17 protein-coding genes are annotated in these 22886 nt (G+C 45.1%); all 17 read right to left on the bottom strand.

Features of this window, described 5'->3' with window-relative positions; all coding sequences use genetic code 11:
• Positions 1 to 46: 46 nt before the first annotated feature.
• Positions 47 to 679 (bottom strand): deoxynucleoside kinase, encoded by a 633-nt coding sequence (locus M3M36_RS06375; protein WP_252773741.1) that lies wholly within the window; start codon positions 677 to 679, stop codon positions 47 to 49.
• Between the two features lie 107 nt (positions 680 to 786).
• Positions 787 to 1410, bottom strand: a complete 624-nt coding sequence (gene ruvA / locus M3M36_RS06370; protein ID WP_252773740.1) for a Holliday junction branch migration protein RuvA — start codon at positions 1408 to 1410, stop codon at positions 787 to 789.
• A gap of 36 nt (positions 1411 to 1446) precedes the next feature.
• Positions 1447 to 2208: a class A sortase gene (locus M3M36_RS06365; protein WP_252773739.1), complete on the bottom strand. Its 762-nt coding sequence runs from the start codon at positions 2206 to 2208 to the stop codon at positions 1447 to 1449.
• Positions 2209 to 2467: 259 nt separating this feature from the next.
• Positions 2468 to 3277, bottom strand: coding sequence for an HAD-IIB family hydrolase (locus tag M3M36_RS06360; RefSeq protein ID WP_252773738.1), 810 nt, complete (start codon positions 3275 to 3277; stop codon positions 2468 to 2470).
• 115 nt (positions 3278 to 3392) lie between these two features.
• Entirely contained in the window at positions 3393 to 4868 is a 1476-nt protein-coding gene (ffh, locus tag M3M36_RS06355; RefSeq protein ID WP_252773737.1) for a signal recognition particle protein, read from the bottom strand.
• A gap of 40 nt (positions 4869 to 4908) precedes the next feature.
• Positions 4909 to 5250 carry a YlxM family DNA-binding protein gene (ylxM, locus tag M3M36_RS06350; RefSeq protein WP_059393500.1) on the bottom strand — a complete coding sequence of 114 codons (342 nt, stop codon included), beginning with the start codon at positions 5248 to 5250 and terminating at the stop codon, positions 4909 to 4911.
• A 3-nt stretch (positions 5251 to 5253) separates the two neighbouring features.
• A complete protein-coding gene (ftsY, locus tag M3M36_RS06345; RefSeq protein WP_252773736.1) occupies positions 5254 to 6570 on the bottom strand; it encodes a signal recognition particle-docking protein FtsY in 1317 nt (438 codons plus the stop codon).
• Between the two features lie 19 nt (positions 6571 to 6589).
• Entirely contained in the window at positions 6590 to 10147 is a 3558-nt protein-coding gene (smc, locus tag M3M36_RS06340; protein ID WP_252773735.1) for a chromosome segregation protein SMC, read from the bottom strand.
• A 24-nt stretch (positions 10148 to 10171) separates the two neighbouring features.
• Positions 10172 to 10873 carry a ribonuclease III gene (gene rnc / locus M3M36_RS06335; RefSeq protein ID WP_252773734.1) on the bottom strand — a complete coding sequence of 234 codons (702 nt, stop codon included), beginning with the start codon at positions 10871 to 10873 and terminating at the stop codon, positions 10172 to 10174.
• A 119-nt stretch (positions 10874 to 10992) separates the two neighbouring features.
• A complete protein-coding gene (gene glmM / locus M3M36_RS06330) occupies positions 10993 to 12357 on the bottom strand; it encodes a phosphoglucosamine mutase (protein WP_252773733.1) in 1365 nt (454 codons plus the stop codon).
• 57 nt (positions 12358 to 12414) lie between these two features.
• On the bottom strand, positions 12415 to 13428 hold the full coding sequence (locus tag M3M36_RS06325; RefSeq protein ID WP_252773732.1) for a CdaR family protein: 1014 nt from the start codon (positions 13426 to 13428) through the stop codon (positions 12415 to 12417).
• Positions 13425 to 14249 carry a diadenylate cyclase CdaA gene (gene cdaA / locus M3M36_RS06320; RefSeq protein WP_252773731.1) on the bottom strand — a complete coding sequence of 275 codons (825 nt, stop codon included), beginning with the start codon at positions 14247 to 14249 and terminating at the stop codon, positions 13425 to 13427. The genes M3M36_RS06325 and cdaA overlap by 4 nt, the downstream gene beginning before the upstream one ends.
• Before the next feature lie 2 nt (positions 14250 to 14251).
• The gene (locus M3M36_RS06315) at positions 14252 to 16351 is read right to left on the bottom strand and encodes a cation:proton antiporter (RefSeq protein ID WP_252773730.1); all 2100 of its coding nucleotides are present in this window, start codon (positions 16349 to 16351) and stop codon (positions 14252 to 14254) included.
• Positions 16352 to 16354: 3 nt separating this feature from the next.
• Positions 16355 to 17233, bottom strand: coding sequence for a UDP-N-acetylmuramate dehydrogenase (gene murB, locus M3M36_RS06310; protein ID WP_252774433.1), 879 nt, complete (start codon positions 17231 to 17233; stop codon positions 16355 to 16357).
• Positions 17234 to 17362: 129 nt separating this feature from the next.
• Positions 17363 to 17848 carry a YehS family protein gene (locus tag M3M36_RS06305; protein ID WP_252774432.1) on the bottom strand — a complete coding sequence of 162 codons (486 nt, stop codon included), beginning with the start codon at positions 17846 to 17848 and terminating at the stop codon, positions 17363 to 17365.
• Between the two features lie 92 nt (positions 17849 to 17940).
• The gene (gene mutL / locus M3M36_RS06300) at positions 17941 to 20100 is read right to left on the bottom strand and encodes a DNA mismatch repair endonuclease MutL (protein WP_252773729.1); all 2160 of its coding nucleotides are present in this window, start codon (positions 20098 to 20100) and stop codon (positions 17941 to 17943) included.
• Entirely contained in the window at positions 20093 to 22825 is a 2733-nt protein-coding gene (gene mutS, locus M3M36_RS06295; protein WP_252773728.1) for a DNA mismatch repair protein MutS, read from the bottom strand. The genes mutL and mutS overlap by 8 nt, the downstream gene beginning before the upstream one ends.
• Positions 22826 to 22886: the final 61 nt, after the last annotated feature.

The raw sequence follows: 22886 nt of genomic DNA, 5'->3' as shown, positions 1-22886 counted from the left end.
GATAAAAAAGCCTGTCTTTAAAAGACAGGCTTTTTTATCCGGGTAATTAACGGATTGCCTTCAAAGCATCATCAATCTGACCCAGGACAATTTCTTGATTTTTTGGATCTTCCAAATCATACTGCTGCAAGTTAACCTTAATCTTTGGTGATTGGTCATAAGAGTCAAACCACCCCTGATAAGCTTCCCACATCTTGCGGTAGTAGGCCTTCAATTCATCATTACCATCAAACTGTTCGTAATCCCGGCCACGCTTCTTAATTCGAGCTAAAATTGTCTCAAAATCGGCATCAGCATAAACCATCAAATCGGGCGCCTTCTTCGGCAAAGCATGCAGTTCGTCCATCATGCGCGTCAATAAATTATGATAAACGTCCATTTCCATATCAGAAATATTGCCGTCCTTATGGTTTTCCTCTGTAAAGAGTTCATCTTCATAAATTGACCGATCCAAAACATTGTTATCATCAGCCAACGCCTTTTTAATCATCTCAAAACGACGGTTTAAGAAAAAAATTTGGAGCAAAAAACCATACTGCTTTGGATCCTTGTAATACAGTGGCAAAACCGGATTATCCCCTACTGGTTCAAAAAAGGCCTGCGTTTCAAAATGGTCTGCAATCAAACCAGTCAACGTTGTTTTCCCAACACCAATCATTCCTGCTGTAATAATCACCATACATGCTCCTCTGTTTTGTTACCATGGCCTTCCCTCATTGCTGAAAAGAAAACCCCAGCTTGCGCTCTTGTGACAAACGGTTGCTTACACCGCATTTAACCAGTTCTTTATGCTGAAACTAGCAGGGCCAGAGCTTTTGAAATCAGCTCCTCTGTCTTGCCCTTTTCGCCGGCCAAGGCCTTCTTGACCTTTTTAATATCCTTTTGGGCATAACCCAAGGCTTCCAAAGCCGCCATGGCATCGGCCAGATTTTGGCTATCACTGGCAACCAAGCGAGCAGAATCTGACAGGTCAAGGCCTAAGCGAAGCTCTTGATCTTGAGCTAAGTTCGCAAAGTCCGCCATTTTCCCCTTCAAATCCAGGATAATCTGTTGCGCGGTTTTCTTTCCCACCCCGGGAAACTGCGTCAAATAGCCAACTTCATCTTGGTCAATGGCTGCCACCAAGGAAGCTGGGTCTGCACCAGCTAGGATTGCCAAAGCTGATTTAGGCCCAATGCCTGAAACATTTAACAACTTGTTAAACAGTCCCTTTTCCGTCATCGAGGCAAAACCATAAAGGGTTAACTCCGTTTCACGAACAATTTGTTCGACGAAAACTTGGGCTTCCTGGTCAACAGTGTAGTGATAGGAATTCGCCGGAAAAATCTTGTAGCCAATACCATCTTTGCTTTCTAAGACGATATAACCTGGCCAAACCTGGGTAATCACGCCCCGCAAATATTCATACATAATAACTCCTGGATATCTATTTTACCGTAAAGCAGATTACGGAACTAAGTTAATTTTTTGCTTTTTCGTATCAAAATAGCCAACTTCATCATTGCTAGCATCGGCCCAAGATTCAAACTTCATGAACTTAGCATTGGTAATGATACGCTTCGTCGTATCAGGGAAGAGGCAGGTAATAATCGTAATTTTTGCCTTACCGTCATCACGGTCATCAGGATTCAAAACAGAGCCATCATTCTCATCAACACCAACCTGACCGGTAATCTGGTAAGTAAAGACCCCATCACCATTAGCCAGGTAGATTGACTGACCATTTAACCAGCTTGAATTTCCCGCTTGACCATTTTGATAATAAGGTGCATTTTGATTAAGTTTCTGTTGTAAAGCCGAAAAGGCTGTATAACCATTATCCCAATTATGAGCAGCTAACGTATAGTTTCCCTGTCCCATTGTTGGTACAGGGGTACCTTTTTGTGCCGTATTAGCCCCTACATTCAAGGCAACGGCTGAATAGGCATTATCGTAAATTGGTAGTAAAATCGATAACTTGGGAATCGCCACAAAGCCTTGCTTTGTTAATCCTTTAGCGCTTTGATCTTGAGCACTAATTTTGCCGGCAATCTGTTGTCGATCATTTTGACTATAAATTTTTGTTTGACCAAACAGCTGTTTTGGCACCGTTTTTACTGGACTTAATGCGGGCTGTGATTCAGCCCAACGATAGCCCAACAAAGCAATTATTCCGATAATTATTAACCAAAGCAGGCGTTGCACCCACTTCCTCATGCGGTCAGTCATTTGGCTGCATCCTCCTGACAGTTTTTCGTTGTCTCATGATACTGATTTTTTTAGTAAAAATCAGCATTAAACCGTTTGACTTAATGCCACTATTATAGCATAAAAACAGATTGGTCTAGCCGGTCCCGTTTGACCTAAAAAACGTAGTTTCAGCACTAAAAAAAGCAATCATTCGATTGCTTTTAAATGTTGATTAATAAACCAACGGCTCATTTGCACCAATTACTTAGTAAAAATCAATGACTAGTTTTCCCTCTGCTTAAAGGATATTAGCTAAAATAGTCTTCAAAACCCCATCATTGTTGGAATCAGCAACCGCTTCCTCAAACTTGTAAGTAAAGAGTTCAGAATCGGCATTCGGCATCACGAAGGGATGACCAACCAATTGCAACATTTCCAAATCATTCAAGCCATCACCAAAGGCGGCCATCTCTTCTGGCGCAATACCTAGCTGATCGCCTAAATCCTTTAAGGCCACACCCTTGTTCACAGCTGGATTGACTAAGTCGACGGCACCATAACCCGAAGTTGTGACGTGGATTGGCAGCTGATGGTTATTAACCGCTTCCATGAAAGGACGTTCAAAGTCTGGTAGATCGACCGTCATCTTCAAAATTGGTTCGTTAATTTCACTCAAATTATCCACAATCTTCAAATCCTGGAAATATTGCTGTGCCTTACGGTCACCATACCCCAAAGCGGCCATTTCTTTCAGAATAAATGCCTGGGTGACGCCAGTAAAGACTAAGCCCATTGAGACTCTGTCGCGATTAGCTAAAACGGTTTCCACAATTGGCTGAAAAACGGCCGGCTCAATTGGGTAAGTCTTCATAATCTCACCCTCTTCAACGACTTCAGCGCCATTGTTAGCAATCAATATAAAGTCCTGGTTAGCCCCAGCAAAGTATTTGGCCACCTTATCTGGATGATTACCTGTTGCGACCACAAAGGTTACATTCTTTTTCTTGGCTAAATCGACCATTACCTGATAAGCCTGGCGGTCAAAACTCTTGTCCGCTCGTAAAAAGGTGGCGTCTAAATCAGTTGCAATTAGTTTAATCGTCATCATTTTCCTATCTGTAGCTACGTTCCATAACTGGGGTATGTCGCCTCTTTTTCTACCATAGGCAATGACTGCCACCGGTCACCTGCTATCGTATCGTTTCACTAACAACAGGCACTAATTATTTTTTGCCACGCTTCTTCTTTAACTTCTTCATCTTCCGGGCTGCTTGCTTCATAGCAAAATTTTGAACCTTTTGGCCAAAGTTGCCACTTGGCATACCACCACCCATGCCCCCCATCATTTGAGACATGTCCATTCCGGTTTGCCCCATCATGGATTCCATGCCGGAGAAGTTTCCGTTTGAAGCTTGGTTCATCATTTTGCGCATCTGGTCGAATTGCTTAATCATCTTGTTGACTTCCACAATTGGCCGCCCTGCACCCGCTGCCAAACGACGACGGCGAGATGGATTCAACAAGTCGGGATCTTCCCGTTCAGCCTTCGTCATTGAGGAGATAATCGCTTCCATATGGGCAAACTGCTTGTCATCAATTTGCAGGTTCGCTAAAGCTGGATTTCCGGCCATTCCAGGAATCATCTTCAGTAAGTCTTCCATTGGTCCCATGTTTTGAACCTGGTGCAGCTGGTCGATAAAGTCATTGAAGTCAAAAGTGTTCAGGCGCATCTTTTCAAGCTGCTCGGCCTGCTTCTTTTCGTCCACTTCTTGCTGAGCCTTTTCGATAAAGGTCAGCATATCCCCCATGCCCAAAATTCGTGAAGCCATTCGGTCTGGGTAAAATACATCCAGGTCGGTTGGCTTTTCACCTTGACCAACGAATTTGATTGGCTGACCCGTGACATCACGTATTGATAAGGCAGCACCACCACGGGTATCACCATCCAACTTAGTTAAAACGACACCGGTCAAGTGCAACTCGTTGGCAAAGCCTTGGGCTGTTTCAGTTGCATTCTGTCCGGTCATCGCATCGACCGTCAAGAGCACTTCATCTGGTTGAGCAATCGTTTCGATGTCCTTCAACTCAGCCATCAATTCGGCATCAATTTGCAAACGACCGGCCGTATCAATCAAGACATAATCATTTTTGTTTTTCTTGGCCTGGGCTAACCCAGCCTTGACGATTTCACGTGGATCAACATCTGTCCCCTGTGAAAAGACTGGAACCTCCAAATCTTTTCCCAAGATTTCCAACTGATCAATGGCGGCTGGACGATAAACATCGGCTGCAATCAAAAGTGGACGAGCGTTATTTTCGCGCTTTAACTTATAAGCCAATTTGGCAATGGTGGTCGTTTTACCAGCCCCTTGCAAGCCAGCCATCATGATGGTTGTCGGAATCTTTTCTGATTTATTGAGTGGAACCGCTTGGTCCCCCATCAAGGCTGTTAACTCCTCATTAACAATTTTGATAACCTGTTGGGCGCCATTCAGCCCTTCCAGGATTTCTTGGCCCTTCGCCCTTTGGCGAATTTGGTCGATGAACTTCTTCACTGTCGAGTAAGAAACATCGGCTTCCAGTAAGGCTAAACGGATTTCACGAAGAGAGGCCTGTAGGTCTTCTTCTTTAATCTTGCCCTGACCGGTTAGATTTTTCAACGTCTTGGAGAGGCGCTGTGTCAAGTTTTCAAAAGCCATGATTGCTTGGCCGGGCCACTTCGGGACTCCGGCTTCCCCCTTAATTAATTTCTTGGTTAACCAGTTGGTCTAAAATTTGCTTTAAATGTTGATCGTTTTGATAGTGCTCGGCAACGTAATCCAGCAAATCCTGTTCTTGCGCCTGCCGGTGGACTGAATCCTTGTAGAGCCCTAAAACGGCCTCGTAGTGTTCCAAAGAATCAACGCCACGCTTCAAGTTATCCGAAACGGCTTGCCGGCTAACAACTTCGGCCTCGGCAATTTCAATGATGGAATAATCATCCTCAAAATATGCCCGCAAGTAATTTTGTTGCTTAACCGTCAACAACGGTCCATAAAACGGTAATAAAGCATTCACCTGATTTTTTTTGTCTAAATCCATCGCCTAGACCAAGTCCTTGAACATACCATAAACAAAGTCCTCAGCCGAAAAGACGCGTAAATCAGTTGCCTTTTCACCAAAGCCAATCCATTTGACTGGCAAATGCAGGCTGTCACGAATGGCAAAAACAATACCACCTTTAGCTGTCCCATCCATCTTAGTTAAGACAATCCCAGTCACATCAGAAGAGTCCTGGAACAACTTGGCCTGTTGCAAAGCATTTTGCCCCGTCGTTGCATCCAAAACCAGCAGAACCTCTTGTGGGGCATCTGGCAAGACCTTCTTAACAACTCGATTGATCTTGGCTAGCTCTTGCATCAAGTTGACGTTATTTTGTAAGCGACCGGCCGTATCAACGAACAAGACATCATAGTGCTCCTCTTTGGCTCGTTCAACCGCCGTATAGACAACAGAAGCCGGATCGGCCTTTTCAGGCCCAGCCACAACCGGTACATCAGCCCGGTTACCCCATTCCTGCAGTTGCTTCACCGCACCCGCACGGAAGGTATCCGCTGCTGCCAAAAGGACCTTTTTACCTTCTTTTTGATAGGCTGAAGCTAATTTCCCCACGGTCGTCGTTTTGCCGACACCATTTACTCCAACAAAGAGAATCACGGTTGGTTGACCTGCTGGTGCAAAATGCATGGATTGGTCTTCATTTTGACCTTGAGCATCATATTGTGCCACCATCTGTTCAATAATCAAAGAACGAATTTGGCCCTTATCCTTAATATTTTGCACCTTAACAGCTTCACGAACTTGGTTGGAAATTTGAATTGCCAAATCAAAGCCTAAATCAGCCCCAATTAAGGTATCTTCCAACTCCTCAAAGAAGTTTTCATCAACCGAACGGAAGTTGGCTAAAAAGCGGTTAAATCGGTCAGCAAAGCCCTGACGAGATTGCTTCAAGCCGCGGTCATAGACCGCCTGGTTGGATTGCTCGTCTTGGCCTTGGTCCGCGTTTTGATCTTGCTTTTGCCCTTGGTCCTGACTCTGCTTATGCTCAGCAGTGACAGGTTGATCAAATTCACGTTCGTTGTCACTATCCTCTGTAAGCACTTGAGCAGACTCTTGGTCAGCTTTGTCTTTGTCAGCCCCTGCCGGTCCGGTTGTTTCAGTAGCTGTTTTTGTAGCGGGCTGGTCCTGTTGATCCTCTGTTACTGCCTTTGCTCTTTTCTCGGCCGGCTGATCTTGATTTGCATCAGTTAACTGCTTTTCTGAGTCTCTTACTGTTGACTCAGGTGCTGTCTGCTGACCAACTTCGGCCGACTGATTTTCCTGAGCTTCCTTCTTTTTCTTAAAAATATCAAAAAGTCCCATAGACTACTCTCCTATGTGATTAAGCGAGTTGTTGGTGTGCCTCTTCCAGGTTAACCGCGACCATCTTTGAAACCCCTGCTTCTTGCATTGTAACACCATACAAGATTTTAGCAGCAACCATCGTTCCCTTGCGATGCGTGATCGTGATGAATTGGGTATCGCCAGCAAAATTTTTCAAATAAGCCGCAAAACGGTCGACGTTCGCCTCATCCAAGGCTGCCTCAGCCTCATCCAAGACGGCAAATGGTACAGGGCGAACCTGCAAAATCGCAAACAACAACGAAATGGCAGTCAAGGCCTTTTCACCACCAGATAACAACGACATTTGCTGGAATTTTTTGCCAGGCGGTTGCGCCTTAATGTCAATTCCAGTCGTTAGCAAGTGTTCTGGGTCGGTCAACTCAATTTGGGCCTGGCCACCCGCAAACATCTTCGTAAAGACATCTGAGAAATTAGCTGCAATGGCATCAAAGGTTTCCTGAAAACGAATCTGAACCTCTTGGTCCATCTCATCGATTGTATCCTGCAGGGTCTCCTTGGCTGCCTTCAGATCTTCTGCTTGGCTGGTCAAGAAGTCGTGGCGATCTTTAATTTCATCATACTCCTGGATGGCCGCGATGTTCACTGGCCCCAGTGCATCGATGGCCTTCTTGGTCTCAGCCAATGTTTGGTCAACTTCTTGGTCAGACAAATCAGAAGCAACCACGTCATTCTCTGATTCTACGGTCAGACCATAGGTCTGGCGCAACGTTGCAATTTGCTTAGCCAAGCGTTCTTGGCTACTTTGCAAACGATGATTAGCAGCTGACTGGTCAACAACCTCGTTATTCAACTCTTCTTGGGCCAAGGCAAGTTTTTCTTCCTCTTCCTTGACCGTCGTTGATAATTTGGCCCATTGATCAGCTAACAAATCAGCCTTTTCCTGGGCCGTTGTTAAGGCAGTCGACAAATCAGTGACCGCCTGACTCAGTTCTTCAGTGCTCTTTGCCTGGTCGAGGTTTTCCTGCATCTGCCCAGCCTGCTCTTGCAGTGACAATAAGTGGTCTTGCCCCTTTGTCAAAGTTTCGGTCAAGCGGTGCTGATTTTCCTCCTGAGCCGAACGCTGAGCGGAAACTTTCGCGAGTTCTGCCTGGAATTCGGCTTTTTGGCCCTGATAAGCTTGTTGGTCCTTAGTTAACTGGTCCAACTCGGCGGTCAAATCAGCGGTGTTCCCTTCGATTGTCCCCTTCTTATCCTCATTTTCAGTCAATGCCGTTTGGGCCGCTGCCTGTTCCTGTTCAGCGTCCTCTTTAGCAACCTGCAAATCTGCTAGATCCAAAGATAGTGTTTGCACGCTGGTTTGGTGGCGATCAACGGTATCCTTTAAGCTGGCCAATTCATAATCAACTTGCTGCCCCTGGGCAACAAAGTCTCGACTTTGTTGCATCAAGTCCGCCAATTTTTCTTGCCAGGTGTTGACCTGATTTTGGCTTTGATTACGCTTTTCAGCCAGGTCGGCAACCAGCACCTGTTGCTTGGCTAACGCCGCTTCTTTTTCCTTTAAATCAGCCTGCCGGGACAGAACAGATGGCCCTTGACGAAAGTTAGCACCACCGGTAATAGAACCACCGGCATTGACCAACTGACCGTCCAATGAAACAACTCGCAAACGATTTTGACAAGCCCGAGCAACCTGTGTAGCCGCCGCCAAATCTTCAACAACCAAGGTTGTCCCCAGCAATGAAGAGAGGATATTTTCCATCCCAGCCGGCACGGAAACTAAGTCAGCAGCTAAGCCAATATAGCCATTTTCACGGCTAGCAGCGGCTATGTCACGGGCCTGACGAGGGCGAATGGTATCAATCGGCAAAAGGGTTACCCGACCCTTTTTGTTTTTAGTCAGGTAGGCAACAATCGACTTAGCCGTTTGAGTCGTGTCCACTACAATTTGCTGTAACGCCCCACCCAAGACGGTTTCAATCGCCTTCGTGTAGGATTTTGGAACCGTTAACAATTCCGCAACGACGCCCTTGATGCCTGGAAAGTTTTGCCGCACAGCAGGCACCATCAGGTTCTTAACACCCTGATAAAAACCAGCATAATCATCTAATGAAGCTTCTGCCTGATAACGCGACCGCTGCTGATCGAGGGCATAGGCCGCCTCTTGCCAACTTTTTTGTTGATCCTGAGCCGCTACCTTGGCATCTGCTAAAGCATTCTTTGCCTGTGCCACTTGGTCCTCAAAAGGATTTTCACCAGTCGTTTGGTCTGGATGTTCTTTTTGATAAGCTGCCAAGGCACTTTCTGCCGCTTTTAAATCATCCTGGGCCTTTGTCATCGCCGTCTTTTTCAAAGCTAACTGTGCTTCCGTTTGGGCCAAGGCTTTTTCTTGATAAGTCAGCTTATTATGTAAGGAAGCAATCGCTTGCATCGTGGTCACATAAGCATTGCGGTTTTCAGCCAGTTCATTTTGCACTGCATCAATCTTGGTGGCACCATGCTCCTGGTCAATTTGCTTGATAGTCTGTTTTAATGATTGTTCTTGGTCGACTAAGGCCGCCAGTTGCTTTTGTACCTGAGTTAACTCAGCCTGCGTTTTTTCGACTTGAACCTGTTCGTCTTTTTGTTGATCAACTAAATGGGCTAAATCACGAACCAGTGTGGCCTGCTCTTGTGAGGCCAGCTTCTGATTCCCAATCAACCGTTCTTTTTCCTGAGCCTTGGCAACAATCTCTGCCTGTAAGTTGTCACGGTCGTGCTGGATAGCCTCTAATTGGCCACGACTTTGACCAAGATTATCCTGAATTAAGCTTACCTGTTTTTGCTGATAAGCAACAGCTTCCTTGGTTTTACCGGCCTCCTGACTTTGTTCAGCCACTTGTCCCTGCAGCAACAAAATCGATCGGGTCAATCGCACCTGGTCTAATTTTTCAAAACTTTCGCGCTTAACCAAATAGTCTTTGGCCTTGAGAGCCTGGTCAGCCAAAGGGTTTAATCGCCCCTCCACTTCAGCAATAATATCATCAACACGGTCCAAGTTATCTTCCGTGGCAGCCAAGTCCTTTTCGGCCTTGTCCTTATTTTGCTTGTACTTATAGACACCAGCGACTTCTTCAATGATTCCCCGTCGTTCTTCCGGCTTCGCTGAAAAAATCTTTTCAACCTGACCTTGGGAAATAATTGAAAAGCCATCCCGACCAAGACCGGTATCCATAAAGAGTTCATGGATATCCTTGAGCCGGCATTCCGTCCCGTTTAATTGATACGAGGATTCTCCTGTCCGGTACAACCTTCGAGTAATTCGAATTTCGGTAAAATCAGAAGCAATATAATGATCAGCATTGTCAAAGGTAATCGAAACTTCCGCCCGGTTTAAGGGTTTGCGGTTCTTTGTTCCACCAAAAATGACATCGGCCATTTTATTGCCTCGCAAATCTTTAGCCGACTGTTCCCCCATCACCCAACGGATGGCTTCAATAATATTTGATTTTCCAGAACCATTTGGACCAACAATCCCAGTCATTCCCTGCTGGAAGTCAATCACGGTTTTATTGGCAAAAGACTTAAAGCCAATAATTTCCAGTGTCTTTAATTTCATGGGCGCTTTGTATACTCTTGTGTGTTATTTGGCGGTTAAACCTTGATAGGCTTTTTGTGCGGCCGCCTTTTCCGCATCCTTGATGGATTGTCCTGACCCATAAGCCAAAGTCTTGCCATCAACCGCAACGAAAACTTCAAAGAGCTGACTGTTATCTTCGTTACGGATTTCATTTTCAATTTGATAAGTAATGTCAACGGACCCCTGAGCTTGCAACTTTTCTTGCAAGCGGGACTTAAAGTCAATAAATTGGTCAAAGAAGTTTTCATCAATGGCTGCAAAGACCGTCTGGTTCAACAAAGAAACGACGGCAGCCTGGCCCTGATCTAAGAACAAGGCGCCAATAAAGGCTTCCCAAATATCCTCCAAAAGTGAAGGACGTGACCGGGCACCATTCATTTCTTCACCTTTACCTAAACGAATGGCCTCGTTCAGGTGGATGACTTGGGCGAAGTGAGCAAAGGACTTTGTTTGAACCATGGTGATTCGCATTTCAGTCAATTGACCTTCATCCCAATCCGGATAGCGCTTAAAGAGGTATTCCGTCACCGTTGCCTGCATGATGGCATCACCCAAAAATTCGAGTCGTTGATAATCCCGGCCCTGTTCCTGAGGATGTTCATTCAAGTAATTGCGTTGGGTCAAAGCCTCTTGCAAAAGGTTTAAGTTATTAAAACTAATTTGAAACTTTTCTCTTAAAAAGTTACTAAAGTCAGATGGTGACAAGGTGTTTTCCTTTCAAAATTCAGTTGTTTTTATTATAACAGATTTTCAGGTCAGCTTTTGTTGCAAAAAAGGACAAAAAACCAAGGATCAGCGCTTTGGCTTACCTTGGTTTTTAACTTTTATTTTTCAGCTTCAACGACTTGAACAATTGAATCAACATAAGCGTTAACCAACTCTTCGGTTTTGGCTTCCGCCATTACTCGCACAATTGATTCCGTCCCAGAAGGACGGACCAGCACCCGGCCGTCACCGGCCATCTGCTTTTCAACCTGGTCAATCTTAGCCAGCAAGACTGGATTTTGCATCATTGCTTGCTTATCTGGCACCTTCACGTTCACTAATTTTTGTGGATATAGCGTTACATCGGCTGCCAATTCAGACAGTGATTGTCCCGTTTCCTTCATCACAAAGAGTAGTTGCAAAGCCGTCAACAAACCATCCCCGGTTTTAGCCCAGTCACGGAAAATAATATGACCAGACTGTTCCCCACCAAGGTTATCATCATCTTCAACCATCTTTTCCATTACGTAGCGATCGCCGACTTGTGTCTGGACAGATTTGATTCCTTGAGCTTCCAATGCTTTATAGAAACCAATGTTAGACATCACAGTTGAGACCACAGTTTGGTGCTTCAAACGACCCTGGTTATTCATAAAACGGGCAGTGATATACATAATTTTATCACCATCGACAATTTCACCGTTTTCATCAACGGCGATTAAACGGTCGCCATCCCCATCAAAGGCCAAACCAGCTGAGAAATCACCTTCTTTAACCATATCAATCAAAGCTTCTGGATGGGTCGAACCAACCTGGTCATTGATATTCAAGCCATCGGGTTCTGTCCCCATCGTCTTGAAATCAGCTCCCAAGTCTGCAAACAGACGTGGCAGAAGGTCAAAGGTTGCCCCATTGGCTCCATCTAAGGCTAACTTAAAGCCAGATAGGTCACTGGGAATCGTCTTTTGTAAGAAGGCCAAATATTTTTGAGCACCTTCTTGATAATGAGAAACAACACCCAGACCCTTAGCACTTGGTCGAGGTAATTGCTCATAGCCATCACCGTCTAAGAGGGTTTCAATTTCGTTCTCAAGTTCATCTGAAAGCTTAAAACCATCTCGACCGAAGAACTTAATCCCGTTATCAGCGGCTGGATTATGTGATGCGGTAATCTGAATTCCAGCATCTGCTTCCAACGCTTCAACCAAGTAAGCAACGGCTGGCGTAGTAATGACGCCCAAATTCAACACGTCAACACCCACAGAAAGCAAGCCAGCAATCAAAGCCTCTTGCAACATTTCAGAAGAAATTCGAGTATCTTGACCAACGATTACAACTGGGCGTCGATCAGGATTATCATTGTGGCGAGTTAAAATTGCCCCACCAGCACGACCGAGTTTCAAGGCCAATTCAGGTTTTAAACCTTCATTGGCAATGCCTCGGACCCCATCTGTTCCAAAGTATTTTAACTGCGATTCTGTCATTTTTTATTTATCTCCACTTATGGTTGGCCAATAATTTCAGCACAAACAAATCAGACCTTACGACTTCGGACTAATTGTCACCTGAACACTTTGATCCGACAGGCTATCAACGCCACTCGGTTTCGTCAGGCTCACGGTCTTGGTCACTTTGCTAGTAATATTGGACAGGTCCAGACTAACAGGCAAATAATCAATGCTACTTAGTGTATCACTTGAACCAGTAATTGTCACGGCACTTGGGCTGAAGCTAATGTTAAAATTGTCCGTCGAACCGGCACTCGCCTGGCCTACTAAGCTCACTTTCTTAGTCGTCGAAGACGACCCACTCGTACTTGATTGTGAACTGCTACTGGAGCTTGCACTTGAACTCGATCCGGAACTAGAAATTGTCATTGACACTTGTGCTGTTTGTTGCGATAAGGTTACCTGAACAGCGTCGCCATTCTTATCATAAGCCGTCAATTTAGTCGATTGTGTGACGTTCGCTTTCGTACTTTTGTTTAGGGTCACATCGGCACCAACATGATCAACAGCATCCACGTTTTCTTTTGGTCCAGTGATTGTCACCGTCTTTGGATCAACCGTTGTGTTGGTTACCTGGTAGCCAGAAGCAATCTTTGAGTCGTCATATTGAACTTGAACATCTTTCTTAGCAGAATCTTTTTCTGCCAAGGTAACTGTTACAGTCTGAGGACTAGCGGTCGCAGTCAACGACGAGCTGACACCAGTCAAAGCAACATTAACAGTATGTTGTCCAACTCCTAAACCACGCAAGTCAGCCACAGCTTGAATTTCATTATGATTTTGAGCCGCGGTTACTAAGGCTGATGACCCCTGAAGGGTCACCCCAACAGAACTTGGCGCCCCGACAATGACATAATCTGAAGAATTAAATTGTACCGTCAAGGGTGACGTAATCGTTGCCTTTTTTTCTGGCAACAACGATGTATATTGGTTATTATTCGATCCCGAGTAGCTCGGCTTTGTTGACAAAACGTAAGCGGTAATTAAGAGTGCCAACAAAAATGAAAAGGCCACGTTCACGATTTTTGATGAAGTCCACTTACTCATAATTTCTTCCCCCGGAACAATTGTCCCAACAAGGATTTCTTGCTCTTCTTACCAACTGGATCAATCCACTGCTTTTCAAAGAAGTTTAAGTAAGAGTCACGATCCATATTTCGCAATAAGTCTCCCCGCTGAGTAATGGAAATTTCACCAGTTTCTTCTGAAACAACCACTGTGACGGCATCTGTTGCTTCTGAAATTCCAACAGCTGCCCGGTGCCTAGTTCCCAATTCCTTTGGAATTCTCGTTGATTCTGATAGTGGCAGATAGGCAGCAGCCACTGCTATCCGGTCATTATTGATGATAACCGCCCCATCATGCAAAGGCGTGTTGGGAATAAAGATATTAATCAGTAATTGCCCTGTTACCTTGGCATCGAGAGTAATACCAGTTTTAATATACTCTTCTAAGGTATCTTTCCCATTAACCGTAATCAAAGCGCCAATTCGCCGCTTGGACATATATTCCAAAGCCATGTCCAAGCCCTTAATCAATTCGCGAGCCTGTTCATTGTCGATGTGATGGCGACGAACCGTTAGGCGCCGGCCCAAATTTTCGAGGCCACGTCGGATTTCTTGTTGGAAAATCACGACCAAAGCGATTGGTGCCCAAGTGATTAACTGATCCATTAACCAAGAAACGACCACCAAACCGGTATACCAAGCGACGACTTTGATTAAGATAATGGCACCAACCCCAAAAAGGATTTGTAATGCGCGGGTTCCTTCAACAAAGGTAATGACCTTATACAACAAGAACCAGATAATCAATACATCTAATAGATGAACCAGATTGCTACTGGTCATGTATGCCCAAATTCCCATTTCTACTCCTCGTTGCGGCCAACCAAGACTCTGGTTTCCGCATAGTTTATTACTTGTCTTAAATTAATACTCGTTTGCCGTGAGATCCGGTTTTGTTCATAGAGTTGCTGGATGAAATCCCGCTCCGCATTTAACGCTTTTAACTCAAGCTCCAATCGCATGCGATCGTCTTCTTCTTGTTGATCAAATGTCGAGATTGCCTTGGTCTTTTCAATTTGAAAACGGTAGATCACAATTAAATTATACGCTTCTTGCCGTAAAACGCGCTGCATGACGGTATCGCCAACTTGTTTTTCTATATATGCTGAGATGGCCGCAATAGCAGCCTTTAGTAGTTCACGAGTAGCATGATCGGCCTCTTCTTGGACCCGATCATTTTCTTCCTCAGCCAGCCAAATGCGGACCTTAACGGCCAAACGCCGCAACAACCACTTCAAACGCTTATTAGCAAAGAATTCACGAGTTGTTCCCAAATCAGCTTCAATTTGATCAAGGAGTCTATCCTGCAAAGAATAAGTAATCGGCGTAATTTCTTCATCAACTAATAGTTGTTGAAGACGATTACGTTCTGCTTTCAAAGCAACTTCCTGCAACTCCAGATCTTTCTCGGCCGCAAAATCATGCTGGTCCTGATTTTCATGGAGCTTCCGTCGTAATTGGCGGACCTTTTTTTGCCGACGAGTAATTAGTTCGTGAGCAATTCGCCGATTTTGATTATTTTGGACATCCCGTAATGCTTGGATGCCGATTCGCATAGTCCATAGACGGGCCTGATCTTCTGATAAATCAGCCCGGTGGTCCTCCGGCAAAGCTTCATCAACCTCCGTTGCGCCCTCCGGTTGAGTGAAATCGTGCTTCGTTTTCTGCTTTGTCACCAGTGGTAGCATGACAGAAGCCACTACCAAAGAAAAGATGACCACTACCGCCGCGATAAAAATCATTAAATCACGGCCAATAAACATTGTGCCTTTGTTGGTGACTACAGGAATAGTCAAGACCGCAGCCATTGTAACGGCGCCACGAACCCCCGTCAAGCCCGACACAATAGCTGATTTAAGAGAAACTACTTTCACCTGATGCCGGAACCTCTGACTGATTTGAATAGCCAAAGCCCACAACACACGTAAAGAAAAGATAATGAACCAGACAATTAAACCATAAGTCAAGGCCTGGATGTTGGAGATATTGGTGTCTTCTAAAACATTATGCAAGGCGTTTGGCAGGGTAACACCAAGTAAGACAAAGATTAAACCATTTAAGACGTAAACTAAGACCTCCCAAGCATGAACTGAAACAATCGTTGCTTCGGCCGATAAAAGGCCAACGTGGCGGTCATTTAAAATTTTAGCAGTGATTCCACCCGTCACAACAGCAATCAAGCCAGAAGCGTGCATGGGGTACTCGGCCACCCAATAAATAATAAAGGGTAGCAAAACTGTAATCACCGTATAGAATACAACATCAGCTAAACCAAAGCGTGAAACAGAATCACGCAACCAGATAATGATGGCCCCAATCACAACGCCGGTCACAATCCCAGCCAGGGTCATCCAAGCAAAATTTAACAAAGCGTCCGTCAATAAGAAAGTCCCGGCTACTACTGCTTTAATAGCCGTATTAAACGAAACCAACCCGGTCGCATCGTTTACCAGGCTCTCTCCCGTCACCACGTGTAAGAGGTTTTCAGGAAGCTTCACCCGTTTTGCAATCGCTTGAACCGCAACTGGATCCGTTGGTGATAACACAGCTGCCAAGGCTAGTGAACCAGCAATTGGTAGCTCTGGAATCAAAAAGTGAATCAGCCAGCCACCCAAAATCGTGGTCACCAAGACGAGCCAAATCGCATTCATCAAAATTGGTACCCGTAATTTCCACAATTCCCTTTTTGGAAACCGCCAGGCATCGTTAAACAGGATTGGAGCCACAAAAAGCATCATAAACCAGTGGGAATCCACCTCAATATAGGTTCCACCAATCGTTGCCAATAAAAAGCCAATCGCAATTTGAAATAATGAAATTGGGACTGCTGGAACAAAGTGAGAGATGATGCTTGAGATAGCAACACCAATCACTAAGACAATCATTAACTCAATAATATCCATAGGCTACCGGTCTCCTAAAATACGAACTTCAGGTTCCAGGCGAACCTGGTACTCCTCAAAAACTTTTGCTTGCACAAGGTGAATTAAGTCTTCGTAGTCGTTACCCGTTCCTTGGTCCACGTTGACCATAAAGCCGGCATGCTTCTTCGAAACTTCAACCCCACCAACACGTGTACCTTGCAATCCGGCATCCATAATCAGCTTACCGGCAAAGTAACCAGTTGGCCGCTTAAAGACGGAACCGTTCGATGGCCATGACAAGGGTTGCTTATTGGCACGGGCCAAGTTAACTTGATCCATTTTCCCTTGGATAGCCTGTTGGTCACCAGGTGCCAAATCAAAGGTTACCTGAACGATAACCCCGCCATTTTCTTGAAAAACAGAATGGCGGTAACCAAACGCTAATTCATCTTTTGTAAAAGTCCTTAAGCTTAAATCAGGCATCACCGCTAGCACAGAGGAAACGACCATATCGGCTTGTCCACCATAAGCACCGGCGTTCATGAAGACCGCGCCACCAACGGATCCAGGAATTCCAGCCGACCATTCCAAGCCAGTTAAGGACTTATCGCGAGCTAAAGCAGCCAACCAAATAATGTCACAGCCAGCTTGGGCTAACAATTGATTGTTCTCCTGTCGAACAGCCTTTAGTTCAGTCGTTAAAATCACCAAACCTCGCAGTCCACCTGAACGAACGACCAAATTGGACAGTCGACCAAAAACATAAACAGGCAAGCTTTCTTGTTTAGCCCAATCTAGCAAGGCGGTCAAGTCAGCTATTGAGGTCGGAATCGCCAAATAATCCGTTACGCCACCGGCTTGGGTGTAGGCGTAAGGTGCAATTTCTTGCTTTTTTTGTATTAAACCTTGGGCAATTTTCATAGTAATCTCCATTAGTATCCTACTTTCTCTATCATACCAAACTTTACTATTTTTATTAGGAAGAAAAAAGACGGCGCAAATGCGTCGTCTTTCTTGAATTCATCTCAACTATTCAGACAAAAGACCGTCTTACCGGTACTTTTTACCCATGCCCGCTAATAGCTTACGCAAATAACGATCACCAGCTTGTCGATAATTCCGGTGGTCAGGGCGACGCAAAATTGCCGACAATTCGCCATTAGAAACCTTAGCTCCTGCCAAAGCCAATAATTGTTGTAAATCATCCGATGTATAAGCCATAGCAATTTTGATTTTCTTGATGGCCACATTATTGACCAAATCAGCTTTGGTCATATCAAAAGTTGGTGGCACGGCTTGTCCGTCTTTATCTAAGCGCTCACCACGCTGATCAATCACTAGGCCATTCAAAAAAGCCTCTAAATCATAGGCTGAAAGCGCCTGATCCGGTTGACTATCCTCTTCTTGTTTTGTCAAAATTCGGTCCAAATCCTTTTGCGTCATTTTGACCCCACCTAAGGTAAAAAGTCGAATAACCTCTTGGTTAGATAAATCAAGTGCATAGCGCAACCGAATTATTATATCGTTATAGTTCATTAATTTTCCTTTGAAAGCACTGCTAATCGAGCGTACTTTAGCGCCCGCGTTAAAAAGTTCATCATCAATAATCGTTGCAACCGCAACCCAATTTAAAATGGATGGGTATCGTACGTTTGCCACGATTCATGTGAATCCTGGATGCGCTTAAACATTCGCTCCATTTCTTTGATAGTAAACGAGGTCAAAACTGGCCGACCATGAGGACAGTTATAGGGATTTTCTGCTTGTGCTAAATCACGTAAGAGCGTCTTCGCCTCTTCATCCGAAATATGCCAATTGGCCTTAATCGCCCGCTTACAAGACATCATAATCGCAGCTTTTTCTCGAAAGGCTGCTACAGTCAGCTTACCATCATGAAGAACCCAATCAATCATTTCTTCAATGGTGCCTTCAGCTTGGTCAGCTAAAATCCAGGCTGGATGTTCATACAAAGCAATCGTGTTTGGGCCAAATTCTTCCAAATGAAGGCCAACCTGCTCAAAAATCTCATGAAAATCAGCAATCTTTAACATATCGGCCGTAGAATACGTCAGCGTAATCGGCGCCAGCAATTGCTGCTGGTCTTCGCCTACCTGGCCAACCACCTGCCGATAATATTCGTAATTCAACCGTTCCTGAGCGGCGTGCTGATCAACCAAGTACAAATGATCCTGGTCTTGGGCAAAGAGAAAGGTTCCATGCATCTGACCAATGTAGTCCAGATTAGGAAAACCGGTCTTTTTACTAGCTTGATCACTTAAGTCCAAATCTTGGTTAACCGGCTTAGGGGTCGCGACTTTAGTCTGATCCTGATGTTGCTGCCCACTCAACCAATCATTTTGCTGCTGTTTTGTCTGTGAGTCCTCTGGCTGTGTACTCTGTTCAACGCCCAGGACCATAGCCTGACTTGCTAGTGCAGCCAAGCCAGTATCGACATGGTTGTATAAACCACCATTTTCTTTGGCGGCGCTAGTTGACTGGTCGATAGAAGTATCTGGCTGATAAGCTGCTAACGGTTCAGCAATTTTTGGCTGAGACTGATTTTCTTCCATAAAGATCGGCTGATACTCTTCTTTGGCATAGCGACTGGCAAAATTAGCAACTGGCGCATCGGCCAGTTGACCTTTATCATGAATTTCAACTACCCGGTCAGCCTTAACCGGGACCGAAAGAACCTCTGTGGCTGGATTTTTCACGAAGACACTGGGTTCTTCTATCGCAGCGGTCGGGTTTTCTTCTTTTTCCCCTTGACCCAGGTTATCAAGCGCTGCAGGAATCAAGTTTTCACCACGAAGACGATTAGCAATAACCTGCGTAATCAATTCCGTCAGTTCTCCCTCTTCACTCAACCGAATCTCAGCCTTCTGGGGGTGCACATTGACATCAACCAGCAGTGGGTCCAGCTCAATATTAATGGCACCGATTGGAAAACGGCCAACCATCAACTTTGAACCATAACCCGCACTAATAGCATTTGAAACAGAGAAATTTTTAACAAAACGGTGGTTTACCAAAACAGCAAAATAAGACCGAGAAGACCGAGTCTGTTCCGGCAAGGACAAGTAACCATTGACCTTAAAATGGCCGGAAGCCCCCTCAAAAGCAACCATTTTTTCAGCAGTTTTGCGATCATAAACAACTGCTAATACTTGCCGCAAATCACCGTTACCCGGTGTCTTCACCAGAGTTTTCCCGTTATGGCTCAGCGTTAAGGCAACATTTGGATAAGCCATGGCCAAGTGATTGATTGTTTCTACCATCAACGACAGCTCGGTCTGTGGTTTTTTCAAATACTTGAGCCGAGCTGGCGTATTGTAAAACAGCGAACGAACGGCAACAATGGTTCCAAAGCGACCAACCGTTGGCCCCTCCTGGGCCACCTGTCCACCTTTGACCTGGTAAAGAAAGCCAGTGTCAGCAAGCTTTGTCCTGGTTTGCAAAGTGACATCTGCAACCGCTGCAATCGATGGTAAGGCTTCACCACGGAAGCCCAAAGTCATGATATTAAACAAATCATGCCGATCTTGTATTTTCGAAGTGGCATGGCGAACAAAGGCCAACGGTACTTCTGCTTGGTCAATCCCCTGACCATTATCGATTACTTTAATTAAATCTAAACCACTATTTTCAATCACGATTTCTACTTGAGTCGCATTGGCATCAATAGCATTTTCAACCAATTCTTTGACCACTGAGGCAGGACGTTCAATGACCTCACCGGCTGCAATTTGGTTGGCCAATAATTCAGGCAGTTCATGAATTTTAGTCATTTTCTTGCCTCATTTCCTGTAATTTGGCAATTAAGTTGAGAGCCGCCAATGGCGTCAATTGGTTAAGGTTAACCCGATCAAGTTCATCAAGGGCCTTCTGGTCAGCCGGATTGATTAACTCCATTTCCGCTGCTGGAAGCTCTTGAGCAGAGGCAATTTCAAAAAGTGGAATGTCCTGTGCCAGACTATCCCCAATTGGCGTTGCTTCAGTCGATGCGTTTCTCATTGCCGGGCTAACAGTATCTTTGACAGCAGCACTCGAACGCTTCACCACCGTCTCTTCTACACCTTCAACTTGCCCTACCCCTTGGGTTTCTAGGGCTCTTAAAATTGCCTCAGCATTTGTTAAGAGTGATTTCGGCAACCCTGCCAAAGCAGCTACCTGAATCCCATAAGAACGGTCAGCTGCTCCTGGCTGAACCTGATGTAAGAAGTGTAAAGCACCATCATCGGTTAACTGCGCCCCAACATGGACATTTTGAATGGCAGGATGGCTAGCCGCCAAAGCCGTTAGTTCATGATAGTGAGTAGCAAAAATCGTCGTCGCGTGAAGATTCTGATCCAAGTACTCAATAATGGCCTGTGCTAAGGCCATTCCGTCGTAAGTGGCTGTACCACGTCCCAGTTCATCAAATAAAATCAATGACTGAGAGGTTGCCCCCTGAAGCGCCGAGTTGGCCTCGGCCATTTCAACCATAAAGGTTGATCGACCGTTAACGAGGTCATCATTGGCCCCGATTCGGGTAAAGATTTGATCAAAGATTGGCAAAGTCGCTTCATCTGCAGGCACAAAGGACCCCATCTGAGCTAACACAACAATTAAGGCGACCTGGCGCATGTAAGTAGACTTACCAGCCATATTCGGACCGGTTACCAGTTGAATCTTGGTTTTTTCATCAAAAAAGACATCATTAGCAACATATTCGCCAGGTCCCAAGAGGGATTCAATCACCGGATGACGACCCTGCTTAATTGTTAGTGCCCGGTCACCATCCGTTTTAAACTCTGGTTTCGTAAAATGTCGGTTTTCAGCGACATCAGCTAAAGCCGCCAAAACGTCAAGTCGGGCAACTTTTTGTGCTAATGTCTGCAAGCGACTGATTTCTTCCTTAACCCTGGCGCGAATAGCCAAGAATAAATCATATTCGCGGTCAAAACGTTTTGTCTGCGCTGCAAAAATCAGGTCTTCATGTTCCTTCAATTCAGGCGTTGTAAATCGCTCAGCATTCGTCAATGTTTGCTTACGATGATAACGTCCCTCTTCTAATTTGTCGAGGTTTACCTTGGTTACTTCGATAAAGTAACCAAAGTTCTTGTTGTATTTGACCTTTAAAGTCGAAATCCCAGTTGCTTCCTGTTCTTGCTTTTGATAAGCAGCGAGCCAATCTTGGTTATCAGCTAATGCCTGGTTATAAGAATCAACCAAATCATCATAACCCGGTTGAATTAAGTCACCATCACGAACCGAAATTGGTGGTTCAGGGACAATGGCTTGTTCAATCAGGCTTGCCAAATCAAACAAGGGGTCGATTTCTGCCCCAGCAGCCTGCAAGATTGGGTTAACGTGCTCAGCTTGCAAAGCGGCTTGCATATCCGGTACTGCCTGAAGCGAACGCTTTAATTGCACCAAATCACGGGCATTAATGGTTCCTAAGGCAGCTTTTGCAGCTAAACGTTCCAAATCATAAACGTACTTCAACTGATCCTGGACCGTTCCTCGAGTGAAAAAATCATCTTTAAAGGCAGCCACGGCCTCTTGCCGAGCCTGAATTTTCTGCAAATCCTTCAAGGGTTTAATCAGCCACTGCTTCAATAACCGCCCCCCCATAGCCGTCTTCGTTTGATCTAAGAGTGCGAAAAGAGAACCAGCCTTTTGCTTGGTCCGCGCATTTTCAACCAAATCAAGGTTGACCCGTGTCACCTGGTTAAAGACCAAATAAGCCTGGCGCTCATATGTTTGCACCGGCATAATGTGGTCCAAAGACCGCTTTTGCGTATCAAATAGATACTGAAGAAGCAGTCCTGTAACTGTCTGCTTGGCAGGTTTTTTTAAATCTTTTGTTAGATAAGTAATCGTAGCGGAAGGCTGAACCGGACCCTGATAAGAGACAACCAGGCCCTTTTCGCCAATAGCAGCCGCCAATGCTGGTGTTGAAAAATCACCCTCTTTTGCTAAAACCACTTCCTTAACCTCCAGAGCACCAAGTTCATCCAAAACGGCGCTCTCATCCATTAATTCCGTTGCCTTCAATTCGCCAGTCGAAAGGTCAATATAAGCTAAAGCAAAAGCCGCCTGATCAGCATCCCCAAGACGTGATCCAGTCGCTACCACTGCAGCCAAAAAATTATTATCCTTGCCATCCCCATTTTTGGAGGAAAGCTTCGTTCCTGGCGTAATTAACTGGACAACATCCCGTTTGACCATGCCCTTAGCCGTTGCCGGATCTTCCATTTGCTCGACAATTGCTACCTTATAACCTGCATCAACCAAGATATCAATATAGGCTGAGACGGCATGGTGGGGAATTCCGGCCATCGGAATCGGCTCAGCTGAATTTTTATTCCGTGCCGTTAATGTTAGTTCAAGAATTTTGGCCCCTTTAATCGCATCATCTTCAAAGAGCTCATAAAAATCGCCCATTCGATAAAAAACAAAGGCGTCGGGGTACTGATCCTTAATTTGATGATATTGCACCATCATCGGGGTTGGTTCTTTTGTCGCCATATTATGGCCCTCCTCTTAACAGTTTTGAAGCGATGTTACCGTTTTTCTTGCCTTTCACTGC

The organism is Fructobacillus americanaquae (assembly GCF_024029775.1).
Classification (GTDB): domain Bacteria; phylum Bacillota; class Bacilli; order Lactobacillales; family Lactobacillaceae; genus Fructobacillus; species Fructobacillus americanaquae.
This window is presented reverse-complemented; position numbering and strand designations above follow the sequence as displayed.